Source organism: Methylobacterium sp. 285MFTsu5.1 (genome assembly GCF_000383455.1).
Taxonomy (GTDB): domain Bacteria; phylum Pseudomonadota; class Alphaproteobacteria; order Rhizobiales; family Beijerinckiaceae; genus Methylobacterium.
On sequence record NZ_KB911290.1, the window covers coordinates 20043 to 33438 of the forward strand.

The 13396-nt window shown below is 73.2% G+C and carries 13 protein-coding genes; 8 read left to right on the plus strand and 5 right to left on the minus strand.

Features of this window, described 5'->3' with window-relative positions; genetic code table 11:
- Positions 1–88: 88 nt before the first annotated feature.
- The 3 genes from rpoZ (at position 89) to H288_RS0124415 (ending at position 3981) form a co-directional block, all read left to right on the plus strand.
- Complete coding sequence (rpoZ, locus tag H288_RS0124405) at positions 89–499, plus strand: DNA-directed RNA polymerase subunit omega (protein WP_010685409.1); 411 nt, start codon at positions 89–91, stop codon at positions 497–499.
- Positions 500–704: 205 nt separating this feature from the next.
- Complete coding sequence (locus H288_RS0124410) at positions 705–2978, plus strand: bifunctional (p)ppGpp synthetase/guanosine-3',5'-bis(diphosphate) 3'-pyrophosphohydrolase (protein WP_026605253.1); 2274 nt, start codon at positions 705–707, stop codon at positions 2976–2978.
- A 361-nt stretch (positions 2979–3339) separates the two neighbouring features.
- On the plus strand, positions 3340–3981 hold the full coding sequence (locus H288_RS0124415) for an NYN domain-containing protein (RefSeq protein WP_020095206.1): 642 nt from the start codon (positions 3340–3342) through the stop codon (positions 3979–3981).
- Positions 3982–3985: 4 nt separating this feature from the next.
- Here the strand turns inward: H288_RS0124415 and H288_RS0124420 are convergent, their stop codons facing one another.
- From H288_RS0124420 to dapA, 3 genes are all read right to left on the minus strand, one after another.
- Entirely contained in the window at positions 3986–4555 is a 570-nt protein-coding gene (locus tag H288_RS0124420; RefSeq protein ID WP_020095207.1) for a peroxiredoxin, read from the minus strand.
- A gap of 220 nt (positions 4556–4775) precedes the next feature.
- The gene (gene smpB, locus H288_RS0124425) at positions 4776–5249 is read right to left on the minus strand and encodes an SsrA-binding protein SmpB (protein ID WP_020095208.1); all 474 of its coding nucleotides are present in this window, start codon (positions 5247–5249) and stop codon (positions 4776–4778) included.
- Between the two features lie 15 nt (positions 5250–5264).
- A complete protein-coding gene (gene dapA, locus H288_RS0124430) occupies positions 5265–6164 on the minus strand; it encodes a 4-hydroxy-tetrahydrodipicolinate synthase (protein ID WP_020095209.1) in 900 nt (299 codons plus the stop codon).
- Between the two features lie 200 nt (positions 6165–6364).
- Here dapA and H288_RS0124435 point away from each other — a divergent pair, with 200 nt between their 5' ends.
- Together H288_RS0124435 and H288_RS0124440 are read left to right on the plus strand one after the other, a co-directional pair.
- Positions 6365–8713, plus strand: a complete 2349-nt coding sequence (locus H288_RS0124435; protein WP_020095210.1) for a transglycosylase SLT domain-containing protein — start codon at positions 6365–6367, stop codon at positions 8711–8713.
- Between the two features lie 197 nt (positions 8714–8910).
- Positions 8911–9897: a catalase family peroxidase gene (locus H288_RS0124440; protein ID WP_020095211.1), complete on the plus strand. Its 987-nt coding sequence runs from the start codon at positions 8911–8913 to the stop codon at positions 9895–9897.
- 59 nt (positions 9898–9956) lie between these two features.
- Here the strand turns inward: H288_RS0124440 and H288_RS0124445 are convergent, their stop codons facing one another.
- Both H288_RS0124445 and H288_RS0124450 read right to left on the minus strand, forming a co-directional pair.
- Positions 9957–10205 (minus strand): hypothetical protein, encoded by a 249-nt coding sequence (locus H288_RS0124445; protein WP_020095212.1) that lies wholly within the window; start codon positions 10203–10205, stop codon positions 9957–9959.
- An 85-nt stretch (positions 10206–10290) separates the two neighbouring features.
- Entirely contained in the window at positions 10291–10869 is a 579-nt protein-coding gene (locus tag H288_RS0124450; RefSeq protein WP_020095213.1) for a thermonuclease family protein, read from the minus strand.
- Positions 10870–10981: 112 nt separating this feature from the next.
- On the opposite strand from H288_RS0124450, the gene H288_RS0124455 reads away from it, so the two are divergent.
- From H288_RS0124455 to H288_RS0124465, 3 genes are read left to right on the plus strand one after another with little or no spacing between them, the layout of a single operon-like run.
- Entirely contained in the window at positions 10982–11296 is a 315-nt protein-coding gene (locus H288_RS0124455) for a PepSY domain-containing protein (RefSeq protein ID WP_020095214.1), read from the plus strand.
- A 12-nt stretch (positions 11297–11308) separates the two neighbouring features.
- A complete protein-coding gene (locus H288_RS0124460; protein WP_020095215.1) occupies positions 11309–11977 on the plus strand; it encodes a response regulator transcription factor in 669 nt (222 codons plus the stop codon).
- Complete coding sequence (locus H288_RS0124465) at positions 11974–13329, plus strand: sensor histidine kinase (protein ID WP_020095216.1); 1356 nt, start codon at positions 11974–11976, stop codon at positions 13327–13329. Before H288_RS0124460 ends, H288_RS0124465 begins: the two co-directional genes overlap by 4 nt.
- The last annotated feature ends 67 nt before the right edge of the window (positions 13330–13396 follow it).

Below are 13396 nucleotides of genomic sequence, written 5' to 3' on the forward strand. Positions count from 1 at the left end.
CCGCTGTGCTTGTTGCACAACGGCATCCGGTGTAGAGTGGCGCCATACCCGACATCACCCGTCGCTCAAGCCCAAGGAGCCGCCCCGCATGGCGCGCGTCACCGTCGAAGACTGCATCGAGAAGGTCGAGAACCGCTTCGAGCTGGTGCTGCTGGCGAGCCACCGGGCCCGCCTCCTGGCCGCCGGCGCCCCGCTGACCATCGACCGCGACCGCGACAAGAACCCGGTCGTGGCCCTGCGCGAGATCGGCGACGAGACCATCACGGCCGACGACCTCAAGGAGCAGCTGATCCACTCGATGCAGAAGTACGTCGAGGTGGACGAGCCCGAGGCCGAGACCGTGCCGCTGCTGTCGAGCTCGCCGGCCGCCGCCGCGGTGGCGCCGCAATCCTCCAGCGACGACGCGGCGGTCCAGTTCGACCGCATGAGCGAGGAGGACCTGCTGCGCGGCCTCGAGAACCTCGCCCCGCCGGTCGAGACCGACGACGAGGGCGAGTGAGCCTGGACACGTGGGCCTGGATGGGCGCGACCTGACAGAGACCGGACCCGGCGGAGACGCCGGGTTCTCTCGTTCCGTGGCCGGCCCGCCGGCATCCGGCGCGGCCCCGCCGCCGGGGGCTGGCGCCGTCCCGGCGGTTGCGGAACAATCGCGCGTGATCCAGACCCCGCGCACGACCCCGGACGCGCCGGCCCCGTCCCGGCGGATGATGCGCCAGTACGAGCTCGTCGAGCGGGTCAAGCGCTACAACCCGGCCGCCGACGAGGCGCTGCTCAACCGCGCCTACGTGTACGCCATGCAGGCGCACGGCACGCAGAAGCGCGCCTCGGGCGATCCGTTCTTCGCCCACCCCCTCGAGGTGGCGGCGATCCTCACGGACCTTCACCTCGACGACGCCACCATCGTGGCCGCGGTGCTGCACGACACCGTCGAGGACACCGAGGCGACGCTCGAGGAGATCCGCCGGCTGTTCGGGCCGGAGATCGGCGCCTTGGTCGACGGCCTGACCAAGCTCAAGCGCCTCGACCTCGTCTCCAAGCAGGCCGCGCAGGGCGAGAACTTCCGCAAGCTGCTGCTCGCGGTCGCGGCGGATGTCCGGGTGCTGCTGGTCAAGCTCGCCGACCGCCTGCACAACATGCGCACCCTCCAGCACATGCGGGAGGACAAGCGCCACCGCATCGCGCAGGAGACCCTGGACATCTACGCGCCGCTCGCCGGCCGCATGGGCATGCAGGAGCTGCGCGAGGAGCTGGAGGACCTGGCCTTCCGCAACCTGGAGCCGGAGGTCTACGCCACCATCACCCAGCGCCTGACGCGGCTCTCCGCCAAGTCCGAGAGCGTCGTCGAGACCATCGCGCAGGTGCTGACCGAGAAGCTCGGCGCGCAGGGGATCACCGCCGAGGTCAGCGGCCGGCAGAAGCGCCCGTTCTCGATCTGGTCGAAGATGGAGCGCAAGTCCGTCGCCTTCGAACAGCTCTCCGACATCTTCGGCTTCCGCGTGGTCGTCGACACCGTGCAGGATTGCTACGCGGCGCTCGGCATCGTCCACACCAGCTGGCCGATGGTTCCGGGCCGGTACAAGGACTACGTCTCGACCCCGAAGCAGAACGATTACCGCTCGATCCACACCACGGTGATCGGGCCGAAGAGCCAGCGCGTCGAGTTGCAGATCCGCACCCGCGCCATGGACGACATCGCCGAGTACGGCATCGCCGCGCATGCCCACTACAAGGAGATCGGCACCGAGCTGGTGAAGGACCCGGCCCGCGCCGAGGGCAGCGTGCATCCGCGGCTCGCCGCGGAGAGCGGCGCCTACCAGTGGCTGCGCCGGACCATCGAGCTCCTCGCCGAGGGCGACAGCCCCGAGGAGTTCCTGGAGCACACCAAGCTGGAGCTGTTCCAGGACCAGGTGTTCTGCTTCACCCCGAAGGGCCGGCTGATCGCCCTTCCGCGCGGCGCGACGCCGATCGACTTCGCCTACGCGGTCCACACCGACGTCGGCAACACCGCGGTGGGCGCCAAGATCAACGGCCGGATGGCGCCGCTGCTGCACGAACTCGCCAACGGCGACGAGGTCGAGATCAGCCGCTCCGACGGGGCCTCGCCCCCGGCGGCCTGGGAATCCCTCGTGGTGACCGGCAAGGCCCGCGCGGCGATCCGGCGGGCGACCCGCACCGCCGTGCGGCGGCAATATGCCGGCCTCGGACGGCAGATCCTGGACCGGGCCTTCGAGCGCGCCGCCAAGACCTTCTCGGAGGACAAGCTCCGGGGCGCCCTGCCGCGGCTCGCCCGCGCGACGACCGAGGACGTGTTCGCCGCCGTGGGGCGGGGCGAGATGTTCTCGGGCGACGTCGTCCGCGCCGTCTATCCCGACCACCGCGACGAGCGCCGGCCCTCCGCCGCGCAGGGCGCCGCCAGCGGCGCCGGCCGGCTCGTGCGCTCCTCCGACCAGACCATGCGGCTGACCTTCCCGGGCGCCGAGGGCGGCAAGGAAGGCGGCAAGGAGGGGGAGGGCGCGGATCGCAGCGACGCCATCCCGATCCGCGGCCTCGCGGGCGACCTGCCGGTGACCTTCGCGCCGAACGGCGGCGCGGTCCCGGGCGACCGGATCGTCGGCATCCTGACCCCCGGCGTCGGCGTGACGGTCTACCCGATCCAGTCGGCGGCACTCGCGGCCTTCGACAACGAGCCGGAGCGCTGGCTCGACGTCCGCTGGGACACGGAGGCGCTCGGCGGCGAGCGATTCCCCGCCCGGTTGGCGCTCAAGTCGATCAACGAGCCCGGGGTGTTCGCCCAGATCGCCCAGGTGATCGCCGACCACGACGGCAACATCGACAACATCTCGATGAAGCGGCGAACCCAGGACTTCACCGACATCACCATCGACCTGTCGGTCTGGGATCTCCAGCATCTCAACGCGATCATCGCCGAACTGCGCGGCAAGCGCCCGGTCAACAGCGTCGAGCGCGTGAACGGCTGAGGTCGAGGGGCGGGGCGCGCGGCGCATCTGAGGTTTACAGGATCAACTTACGTAAACCACCATTTTCACGACGAAGCCCTGTCGTGGTCAATTAATCCGCCCCGAGAGTTCAGTTTTTCACGACCGCACAATCCCGTGCTCTGCTTGACACGGACCCGTTTGAAACGAATGGTCCGGCGGACGGGGCGTCGGTGGCGCGGGTCATCGACCGCGCCGGTCCACCCCGGTTTGCAGAGCGCGGCGGCCGCGATCGCGGCGCACCGTCCCGGCCACGCGCCCCGGCCTTTCGCCTCGGGCGAACCCTGACCGATTGTTCAGACGATTTCCTGTCACCCACGATTTTTCGGGACCTGACCTGTTCATGCCAGTCACCCAGCGCAGCGCCATCTTCATCGACGGCGCCAACCTCTACGCCACCACCAAGGCCCTCGGTTTCGACATCGACTACAAGAAGCTGCTCAAGGAATTTCAGTCGCGGGAGAACCTCCTGCGGGCATTCTACTACACGGCCATGATCGAGGATCAGGAATACTCCTCGATCCGGCCGCTGATCGACTGGCTCGACTACAACGGCTACCGCGTCGTGACCAAGCCCGTGAAGGAGTTCACGGACTCGATGGGGCGGCGGAAGTACAAGGGCAACATGGACATCGAGCTGGCGATCGACGCCCTCGAGCTCAGCCCGCACATCGACCACATGATCCTGTTCTCCGGCGACGGCGATTTCCGCTCGCTCGTCGAGGCGATGCAGCGGCGCGGCGTGAAGGTGACGGTGATCTCCACGATCCAGACCCAGCCGGCGATGATCTCCGACGAGTTGCGGCGGCAGGCCGACGAGTTCGTCGACCTCGCGAGCCTCGCGGGCCGGATCGGGCGCGAGCCCGGCGAGCGCCCGGCGCGGGCCTCCGGCGAGGCGCCGACCCGCTACCGCGGGGAGGGAAGGGCCAATCCGGGCCTGGAGAACCGCTACGGCATCCGCCAGCCGGAGGCCGAGGAGGAGTAGCGCCTCAGGCGCTGCCCCCGTCGAGCCAGTCGAGGACCTGCCTGGCGCTCCGGTCCGGCGGGAAGACCGGATAGAACAGCTCGCTCACGACGCCGTCGTCGATCACCAGGGTGAGGCGGCGCAGCAGCACCTGGCCGCCGGCCTCGAAGGTGGGCAGGCGCGCCGCCATCGCGAAGGCCCGGTGCGGATCGGCCAGCAGCGGGAAGGGCAGGCGCAGGCGCTCGGCCGCCTCCCGCTGGTAGGCGCTCGTCTGGGTCGAGAGGCCGAAGACCTGGGCGACGCCTCGGGCCGTCAGCGCGGCGTGGTGATCGCGGAAATCGCAGGCCTGCGGCGTGCAGCCCCGGGCGCCGGGAATGGCGTCCCAGTCGGGCGTCAGGCCCGGCTGGCCCGGCTCGCCGGTGCGCGGGTAGGCGTAGGCCACGGTGCGGCCCGGCAGCCGCGCCAGCGAGACCGTGCGGCCGTTGGTGGCGGTGAGCGCCACGTCGGGCAGGCGCATCCCGCGCAGGTGATCGGCCGCGCCGTCGTCGACGGGGACCGGCAGGTCGTCGGGCAGGGTATCGTGGGTGGAGGGCATGGGTCGCTCCGCAGGATCGCAGGCTCGGGACGCCGCACCGGCTAATCCGGGATCTTGTGACATCGCGCGGTCAGCGCAAGGCGAGCGCATCACGGCCTGCGCGCGCCCCCTGTAGGAACGATCGTCTTTGCGAGCGGAGCGAAGCAATCCAGCGGCACCACGCCCGCGGACGTCGCGCTGCCCTGGGTCGCTTCGCTGCGCTCGCGATGACGGCCCGGCCTCAGCCCCGGTCGCGCAGCAGCCGCGCCCGGTCGCGCTGCCAGTCGCGCTCCTTGACCGCCTCGCGCTTGTCGTGGGCCTGCTTGCCCTTGCCGAGGCCGAGCTCGACCTTCGCCCGCCCTTTGTCGTTGAAGTAGATCTTCAGCGGCACCACCGTGTAGCCCTGGCGCTGGGTCGCGCCGATCAGCTTGTTGATCTGGCGGCGGTGCAGCAGCAGGCGGCGCGGGCGCTTGGTGTCGTGGTTGAAGCGGTTCGCCTCCAGGTATTCCGGGATGTAGGCGTTGAACAGCATCAGGTCGTTGCCGGAGGGTCCGGCATAGGCCTCGCCGATCGTCGCCTTGCCGCCGCGCAGGGATTTCACCTCGGTGCCGGTCAGCGCGATGCCGGCCTCGAGCGTGTCCTCGATCGTGTAGTGATAGCGCGCGGCGCGGTTGTCGGCGACGATGCGCCGACTGGGCTCCGGTTTCGGGGCCATGATGCGTGACTTCCCTCAGTCGACCAGCAGGCCGGCGTGGCGCAGGGCGTCGTCGACGATGCGCTTGGTGGGCTCGGTCACCGGCACCAGCGGCAGGCGCAGCTCGTCGGTCATGTGGCCGAGCCGCGACAGCGCGTACTTCACCGGCGCCGGGTTAGCCTCGGCGAACAGGCCGGTCTGCAGGGGGAACAGCCTGTCCTGGAGGGCCAGCGCCTTGGCGTAGTCGCCCGCGAGCGTCGCTTCCTGTAGGTCGGCGCAGAGGCGCGGGGCGACGTTCGCCACCACCGAGATGCAGCCGTGGCCGCCGTGGGCGTTGTAGCCGAGCGCCGTCGCATCTTCGCCCGAAAGCTGGACGAAGCTCGCGCCCATGGCCTGACGCTGCTGGCTGACGCGGTCGATCTTGGCGGTCGCGTCCTTCACGCCGGCGATGTTCTTCAGCTCGAAGAGCCGGGCCATCGTCTCGACGCTCATGTCGACGACGGAGCGCGGCGGGATGTTGTAGATGATGATCGGGATGCCGACCGCGTCGTTGACGGCCTTGAAGTGGGCGTAGAGGCCCGCCTGCGTCGGCTTGTTGTAGTACGGCGTCACCACCAGGACGGCGTCGGCGCCCGCGCGCTCGGCGTGCTGCGCCCGCTCGACCGCCTCGGCGGTGGAGTTGGAGCCCGCGCCCGCCACGACCGGCACGCGCCCGCCCGCCTCGTCGATGCAGGCCTCGACCACCCGGTCGTGCTCGGAATGGGTCAGGGTCGGGCTCTCGCCGGTGGTGCCGGTGGGCACGAGGCCGTGGCTGCCCTGCTCGATCTGCCAGCGCACGAACTTCCGGAAGGCGGCCTCGTCGAAGGCCCCGTCGCGGAAGGGCGTCACAAGCGCGGTGAGCGAGCCCCGCAGGCGGCTCCCGGTCATCTCGGTCATCTCAGGCGTCCCAAAGGGTCCCAGCTGGGATTTCGGCGGTCTCGGCGCCGCGCGTGGTCCGCATCGTACGGGCACGGACCGGCAGACATAGGCGGTCGCGTCACGGCGCGCAAACAGATCGTGGGGACGGTTAACGCGATCTTAATGGTCACGGACCGATCCTCGACCTTTCCCGCTCCGGTGATCAGTAGGGGGGAATCGTGATCCGACCCGCGGCCTCGCATCCGGCCCCGAAGCGCACGTCCCTCACCGCCGCCGCGCTCGTCGCCACCGTCGGCGTGGCGCTCGCCGGCCCGGCCGGCCAAGCCGGCCAAGCCGGCATCGACGCGCCCACGACGCCGCCGGCCACGCAGCCCGCGCCGCCGGCGAGCGACGCCGCCCTCTCGACCGCCCAGGTCCGGGGCGCGCAGGCCGTGAAGGCGAGCGACCCTGTCGCGGCCGACGCCCTGAAGCTCGATCCGGTCCACGCCTCGAGCGGCGACGACAAGGGCGAGGAGCCCGCCCGGACGCTGCCGGCCGCGGCCTCGGCCTACGCCTCCGCCGACCCCGACGCCCCGGTGGCCTTCCCGCTGCCGGACGCCGCGGTCACCCCGGCGGCCCCGGTGCCCGAGGTGCCGGATCCCGCGCGCCCGAAGATCTCCGGCGACACCGACCCGACGCTGCTGCGCGGCGCCATCGACCTCTACCGCAAGGGCCGCGTCGCCGACGGCGACCGGATGCGCGACGGCTTCACCGACCCGGCCGCGAAGGCGCTGCTCGAATGGGTGGCGATCCGCGCGGGCGCCGGGATCGGCTTCAACCGCACCGTGGCCTTCGTCCGGGCCAATCCGGACTGGCCGGCCGGCCCGCTGCTGCGCCGCCGGGCCGAGGAGGCGCTGCTCTCCGAGAAGAAGGCGCCCGCGACGGTCCGGGCCTACTTCGCCACGGCGAAGCCGGTGAGCGCGCCGGGCAAGTTCGCCTTGGCGCTGGCCCTGCGCGCCGACGGCTGCGACGCCGACGCCGCCGAGATGGTCCGAGACCTCTGGCGCACCGAGAGCTTCGGGCGGAGCCTGGAAGCGAAGGTGCTCGACGCCTTCCCGGACGCGCTGACCCGGGTCGACCACCGCTACCGGATGGAGCGGGCGCTCCTGAAGGACGACTGGGAGAGCGCCGGCCGGGCCGCCGGCTACGCGGGCGGCGCCTATGCCAGCCTCGTGCGCGCCCGCCGGGCCGTGGAGGACAAGTCCTCCGGCGCCGCTTCCGCGCTCGCCGCGGTGCCGCCGTCGCTGCGCAGCGACGCGTCCTACATCTTCTCCCGGGCGCAGTATTTCCGCCGGGCCGACAAGCCCGAAGCCGCCGCCGCCGTGCTCGCGACGGCGCCGAGCAACCCGGACGTGCTGGTCGACGGCGACGAGTGGTGGATCGAGCGCCGGATCGTGGCGCGCAAGCTCCTCGACCTCGGCGATGCCAAGACCGCCTACGCGGTGGCGAGCCAGCCGGCGGCGCGCTCGCCCGAGAAGCGCATCGAGGCCGAGTTCCACGCCGGCTGGATCGCGCTCCGCTTCGCCGGCGATCCCGCCGCCGCCGCGCAGCATTTCGCCCGGGTGGCGGCGATCGCCGAGAGCCCGATCTCGGTGGCGCGGGCCGCCTACTGGCAGGGACGGGCGGCCGAGGCGCTCGGCCAGTCGGAGGAGGCGAAGCGCTTCTACGAGCGCGCCGCCCTGCAGCCGATCGCCTATTACGGCCAGGTGGCCCGGGCCCGGCTCGGCCAGACCAGCCTGCCCCTGCGGGCGCCGGCCGACCTCGAGGGCGCGGAGCGCCAGGCCTTCGACGGGCGGCTCTCCATCCGCGCCCTGCGCCTGCTCGGCGAGGCCGGGATCAAGGAGCTGGCCCTGCCGCTCTACATCGACGCCGCCCGGGACCTCTCGGACCCGCGCGAGCTCCAGGCGCTCGGCGACCTCGCCACCGACATGAAGGACGCCCGCGCCCTGGTGGCGATCGGCAAGCTCGCGGTCCAGCGCGGCCTGCCGCTCGACGCCCACGCCTACCCGACGATCGGGATCCCCACCTACGAGACCTTCACGGCGGTCCCGCAGGTCGAGCGGGCCATGGTCTACGCCATCGCCCGCCAGGAGAGCCAGTTCGACCCGCGCGCCCAGTCGGGCGTCGGCGCCAGGGGGCTGATGCAGATGATGCCGGCCACCGCCCAGCGCACCGCCCGCCGGGTCTCGACCGCCTTCGACGTCGACCGCCTGACCAGCGATCCCGCCTACTGCGCGAGGCTCGGCCAGGCCCATCTCGGCGAGCTGATGGAGGATTGGCGCGGCTCCTACGTGCTCGCCTTCGCCTCCTACAACGCGGGCGGCGGCAACGTGAAGAAGTGGATCGACGCCTACGGCGACCCGCGCAAGGGCGACGTCGACGTGATCGACTGGGTGGAGCGCATCCCCTTCACGGAGACGCGCAACTACGTGCAGCGGGTCATGGAGAACCTGCAGGTCTACCGCTCGCGGCTCGACAGCCGCAGCGCCCTGCTGATCGAGGGCGACCTCCACCGCGGCGCGCGGTAGCGGGCTCCTCACCGTCTTTGCGAGCGGAGCGAAGCAGAGACGAAGTTCTCGATCTGCGGCCTGCCGCCGCGACGTAACCCACACCCCAGCTCCGCCGCGGCATAGCTTTTGGTTGTGCCCTCGCTGCCTCGCTCCCTAGAAGATGGTCCGGTCCGCATTGACCGGCTCCCGAGAGCCCGCGCTGCCGAGAGGTTCCCATGCTGCGTTCGAGATCGGGTTTCGCCCTCCTGCTGAGCACCGCGCTCGCGGCCGCCGCCCCGGCCCTGGCCCAGGAGGCCTCCACCGCCGAGCAGACGATCGACGTGATGAACACGCTGTTCGGCAAGCATCCGGGCGCCCGGGCCAACCACGCCAAGGGCGTGGTCGCCGAGGGCAGCTTCACCCCGTCGCCCGAGGCGGCGAAGATCAGCAAGGCCTCCCTGTTCCAGGGGCCGGCGGTGCCGGTGACGATCCGGTTCTCGGACGCCACCGGCGTCCCGACCATCCCGGACGGCGCGGCCGACGCCAACCCGCACGGCCTCGCCCTCAAGTTCAAGCTGAGCGACGGCTCCGAGATGGACGTCGTCACGAACTCGCTGAAGTACTTCCCGGTCGCCACGGGCGAGGAGTTCCGCGACCTCCTGAAGGCCGCCGCCGAGAGCGGCCCGAACGCGGCCCATCCGACCGCGCTGGAGCGCTTCGCCGCCGCCCACCCGGCCGCCGCCACCGCGGGCGGGACCGCCAGGACCCCGTCGAGCCTCGCACGGCAGACCTACAACGGCGTCAACGCCTTCATCCTGGTGGACGCGGCCGGCAAGCGGCAGCCGTTCCGGTTCCGCTTCGTGCCGGTGGAGGGCGAGGAGATCCTCGCCCCCGAGGAGGCGGCCAAGCGCGATCCGAACTTCCTGATGGCCGAGATCGGCCCGCGGGTCGCCAAGACTCCGGCGAGGTTCCGGATGCTGGCCCAGCTCGCCGAGCCGGGTGACCCCACCAACGACGCCACCAAGCCCTGGCCGGACGACCGGAAGACGGTCGATCTCGGCACCGTGACGGTGAGCAAGGTCGTGCCCGACAGCGCCGAGGCCGAGAAGGCGCTGCTGTTCATGCCGAACAACCTGACCGACGGGATCGAGGTTTCGGACGACCCGCTGATCGACGCCCGCGTCCAGGCCTACGCGGTCTCGTTCAGCCGCCGCTCGCAGTAGCGCGGCCCGGCCGGACGGAGTCTCCGACCCGTCGCCTCATCCCGAGGTGCCGGAGCGGATCAGCGGCCCGTCCCGGCCTTCGGGGCGGAGGGCGGCTTCGCGCCGCCCGGCTGCCCCTTGCTCTCGACCGGGCCCGTGCGGGCGCCGTCCCGGGTGGCGCCGGTGCCGCTGAGGCCGCCCGCGCCCATGCTGGTCGTGCGGGCGCCGGCATCCTGGCCGGCCTTGCCCCGGCCCTCGGCGGCGTGAACGGTCCCCGTCGCGCCGGCGAGGAGGACGGCGAGCAGCGTCGTACGGGTCAGGATCCTCATGGGGCCTCCGCGGGTCTACCGCCGCCCGGGCGGGCTCTCCGGTCCAACCGGGCGCGCCCGGGAGCGTTCCCGTGAGGACGGGGCGTCACCCGGCGGCGCGCAGGCCCGCGGCGGCGCGGCGGCCCCGCCGCTCGGCGGGATCCTGGAACACCCCCGACCACAGGCCGAGGCGGCGCCCCCAGGCCCGGTCCGCCGCGGGCGCGTAGTCCGGCGCGAGGTCCCGGTCGGGCAGGGCGAGGCCCTGCGCCACCATCCAGGCCCCGAGATCCGCCTCGCCGACCCGGCAGAGCGCCGCGCCCGCCTCGCCCCGCGGCTCGCAGGTGACGGCCGCCCCGCCGATCCGGTCGGCGAGCGCCCGGGCGGCGTCGCGGCCGCACGGGTAGGGCCGGTCCCGGGCGTCCGCGCAGGTCGCGTCGGCCTCCGGCGCGGCGATCCCGAACAGGCTCACCGGCCGTCCGCCGACGCGCAGCGTCCCGCCGTCGATCACCTGGGCGGGGCCGCGCAGGATCTCGCCGGCCCGCGCGGGGCCGTGCCAGCCGAGGCCGCCCGCCACGAGCGCGGCGAGGAGCGGCAGGCGCGAGCGGTCGCCCCTGTCGTCCGGGCAGAGGAGGGTGCCGGCGAGGCCGGCCGCGCAGGCGAGGAGGATACCGACGTAGAGCGACATGGTCTCAGGTCTCCGGAAGGGCTATGGCGGCCCTTGTGCCGAAGCCCCGCCCCGCGACCCTGACGCCGGCTGTCAGCGTCCCGTCAGGCGGCGCGGCCTAGCCTGCGCCCGCATGAGCCCGTTCCCGCCCCGCCGCCTCGTTCTCGCCCTCGGCCTGCTGGCCACCCTCGCGGGCGGGCCCCTGCACGCCTCCGAGGATGCCGACCGGGCCCGCCGGGCCCTGGAGAGCGGCGAGATCCGCCCCCTCGACGCGGTGCTGGCGGCGGCCCGGGCGGCGGTGCCGGGGGACGTCGTGTCGGTCGACCTCAAGCACGACGACGGGCACTGGCTGTACAAGCTGCGCATCCTCGGGCCCGACGGGAAGCGCCGGACCGTGAAGGTCGATGCCGGCACGCTCAAGATCCTGGACGAGGACGACGATGATTGAGGAGGCCGGCCCGTGCGCGTCCTGATCGTCGAGGACGAGCCGCGCATCGCGGCGGACATCCGGCAGGGCCTGGAGAGGGCCGGCTACGTCGCCGACGTGGTGGCGGACGGCGAGGCGGCGTGGTTCCGCGCCGAGACCGAGACGTACGACGCCATGGTGCTGGATCTCGGCCTGCCGCGCCTCGACGGGCTCGGCGTGCTGCGCCGCCTGCGCGCCGCCGACATCACCCTGCCTGTCCTGATCCTGACCGCCCGCGACGGCTGGCGCGAGCGCGTCGAGGGCATCGACGCCGGCGCCGACGACTACCTCGCCAAGCCGTTCCGCATGGAGGAGCTGGTCGCGCGGCTGCGGGCGATCCTGCGGCGCACCGCCGGCCACGCCGCGCCGGTGCTGCGCGCCGGCACGGTCGAGCTCGACACCCGCACCCGCGCGGTCAGCGTCGACGGCAGGCCCACGGAGCTGACCGCCCTGGAATACCGGCTGCTGGCCTTCCTGCTGCACCGGCAGGGGCAGGTCGTGCCGGCGGGCGAGCTGCTCGACCACCTTCACGGCGTCGGGACCGAGCGCGAGGCCAACGCCCTGGAGGCGCTCCTGACGCGCCTGCGGCGCAAGATCGGGCCGGGGGTGATCGAGACCCGCCGCGGCCAGGGCTACCTGATTGCCGGACCGGACGGACCGTGAGGCGCGACTCCCTCCGCCTGCGGCTCGGCCTCGCGGCGGCCGCGCTGATCGCGCTGGCGCTGGTGCTCGCCGGGATCGGCCTCACGGTGATCCTCGACCGGGTGCTCGACGCCCGCACCGTCGCGGATCTGGACCGGACCGCCAAGCTCATCGCCGGCCGGGTGGGCCTCGCGCCGGACGGGACGCCGACCCTGTCCCGGGACCTGCCGGACCCGCGCTTCGCCACGCCCTACGGCGGCCTGTACTGGCAGGTCGAGGCGGGATCGCGCGCGCTGCGCTCGCGCTCCCTCTGGGACAGGAGCCTCGATCTGGGACCGGCCGGGGCGGGCGCGCAGGCCCCCGCGACCCTCGACACGACCGGGCCCGACGGCGGCCGGCTCATCGCGGTGGTGCGGCCGCTGCAGATCGGCGCGCCGGGCGCCGAGACCGCGCTGCGGGTCGCGGTGGCGGAGGACCGGCGCGGCCTCGCGGCGAGCCGGACCACGTTCCTGCGCCTGCTCGTCCCGGCGCTCGTCGCCCTGTTCGTCGTCCTGACCCTGGCGATGGGCCTGTTCGTGCACCGGGCGCTCGGCCCGTTCCGGGTGCTGCAGGCGGAGCTCCTGGCGGTCCATGCCGGGCGGCGGGCGCGGCTTCCGGAGCAGTTCCCCGACGAGGTCCGGCCGCTGGTCACCGATCTCAACCGGCTGCTCGACGCGCAGGAGCGCGCCCTGATCCGCGCCCGCGACGCCGCCGCCGACATGGCCCACGGCCTCAAGACGCCGCTGGCGGTGCTGGACGCGCTGGCGCGCCGGACCGGGTCGGCCGACCCGGCGCTGGCGGCCGAGATCGCCGAGCAGGCGCGGGCCATGGGCGGGCAGGTGGAGCGGGCGCTGGCCCGGGCGCGGGTCGCGGCCGGGGGCGACCTGCGGCGGCGGTCCTGCCCGGTCGCCCCGGTGGCGGAACGCCTCGTCGCGACCCTGCGGCGGCTGCCGGAGGGCGGGTCCCTCGACTGGGCCGTGGCGGTGCCCGGGACCCTCGCCTATCCGGGCGAGGAGGGCGAGCTGATGGAGGTGCTGGGCAACCTCCTCGACAATGCCCGGAAGTGGGCGCACCGGCGGGTCCGGATCACCGGGACGGAAGCCGGGACGGACGCCGGCCAGCCGGGCCTCGCCGTCGAGGATGACGGCCCCGGCATGAGCGCCGCGGCCATCGCGGGGATCGGGCGCGGCCAGCGCTGGGACGAGAGCCGGCCGGGCACCGGGTTCGGCATCGCCATCGCCCGCGACGTCGCCGAGGCCGCCGGCGCCCGGCTCGATTTCGGCCGCTCGGCGCTGGGCGGCCTGCGAGCGGAGCTGCGCTGGCCGGGCGGGTAGGGCGAGCCAGGCGCCTCCCAATTCGCGCCCTCATCCTGAGATGCTGGAGCGAAGCGCAGGCCTCGAA

Coding starts and splice junctions, on each gene's coding strand:
- H288_RS0124440 (WP_020095211.1), top strand. CDS start 8,911: ATGCTGCGTTCGAGATCGGGTTTCGCCCTCCTGCTGAGCACCGCGCTC.
- smpB (WP_020095208.1), bottom strand. CDS start 5,249: ATGGCCCCGAAACCGGAGCCCAGTCGGCGCATCGTCGCCGACAACCGC.
- H288_RS0124445 (WP_020095212.1), bottom strand. CDS start 10,205: ATGAGGATCCTGACCCGTACGACGCTGCTCGCCGTCCTCCTCGCCGGC.
- H288_RS0124450 (WP_020095213.1), bottom strand. CDS start 10,869: ATGTCGCTCTACGTCGGTATCCTCCTCGCCTGCGCGGCCGGCCTCGCC.
- H288_RS0124455 (WP_020095214.1), top strand. CDS start 10,982: ATGAGCCCGTTCCCGCCCCGCCGCCTCGTTCTCGCCCTCGGCCTGCTG.
- dapA (WP_020095209.1), bottom strand. CDS start 6,164: ATGACCGAGATGACCGGGAGCCGCCTGCGGGGCTCGCTCACCGCGCTT.
- H288_RS0124415 (WP_020095206.1), top strand. CDS start 3,340: ATGCCAGTCACCCAGCGCAGCGCCATCTTCATCGACGGCGCCAACCTC.
- H288_RS0124420 (WP_020095207.1), bottom strand. CDS start 4,555: ATGCCCTCCACCCACGATACCCTGCCCGACGACCTGCCGGTCCCCGTC.
- rpoZ (WP_010685409.1), top strand. CDS start 89: ATGGCGCGCGTCACCGTCGAAGACTGCATCGAGAAGGTCGAGAACCGC.
- H288_RS0124410 (WP_026605253.1), top strand. CDS start 705: ATGATGCGCCAGTACGAGCTCGTCGAGCGGGTCAAGCGCTACAACCCG.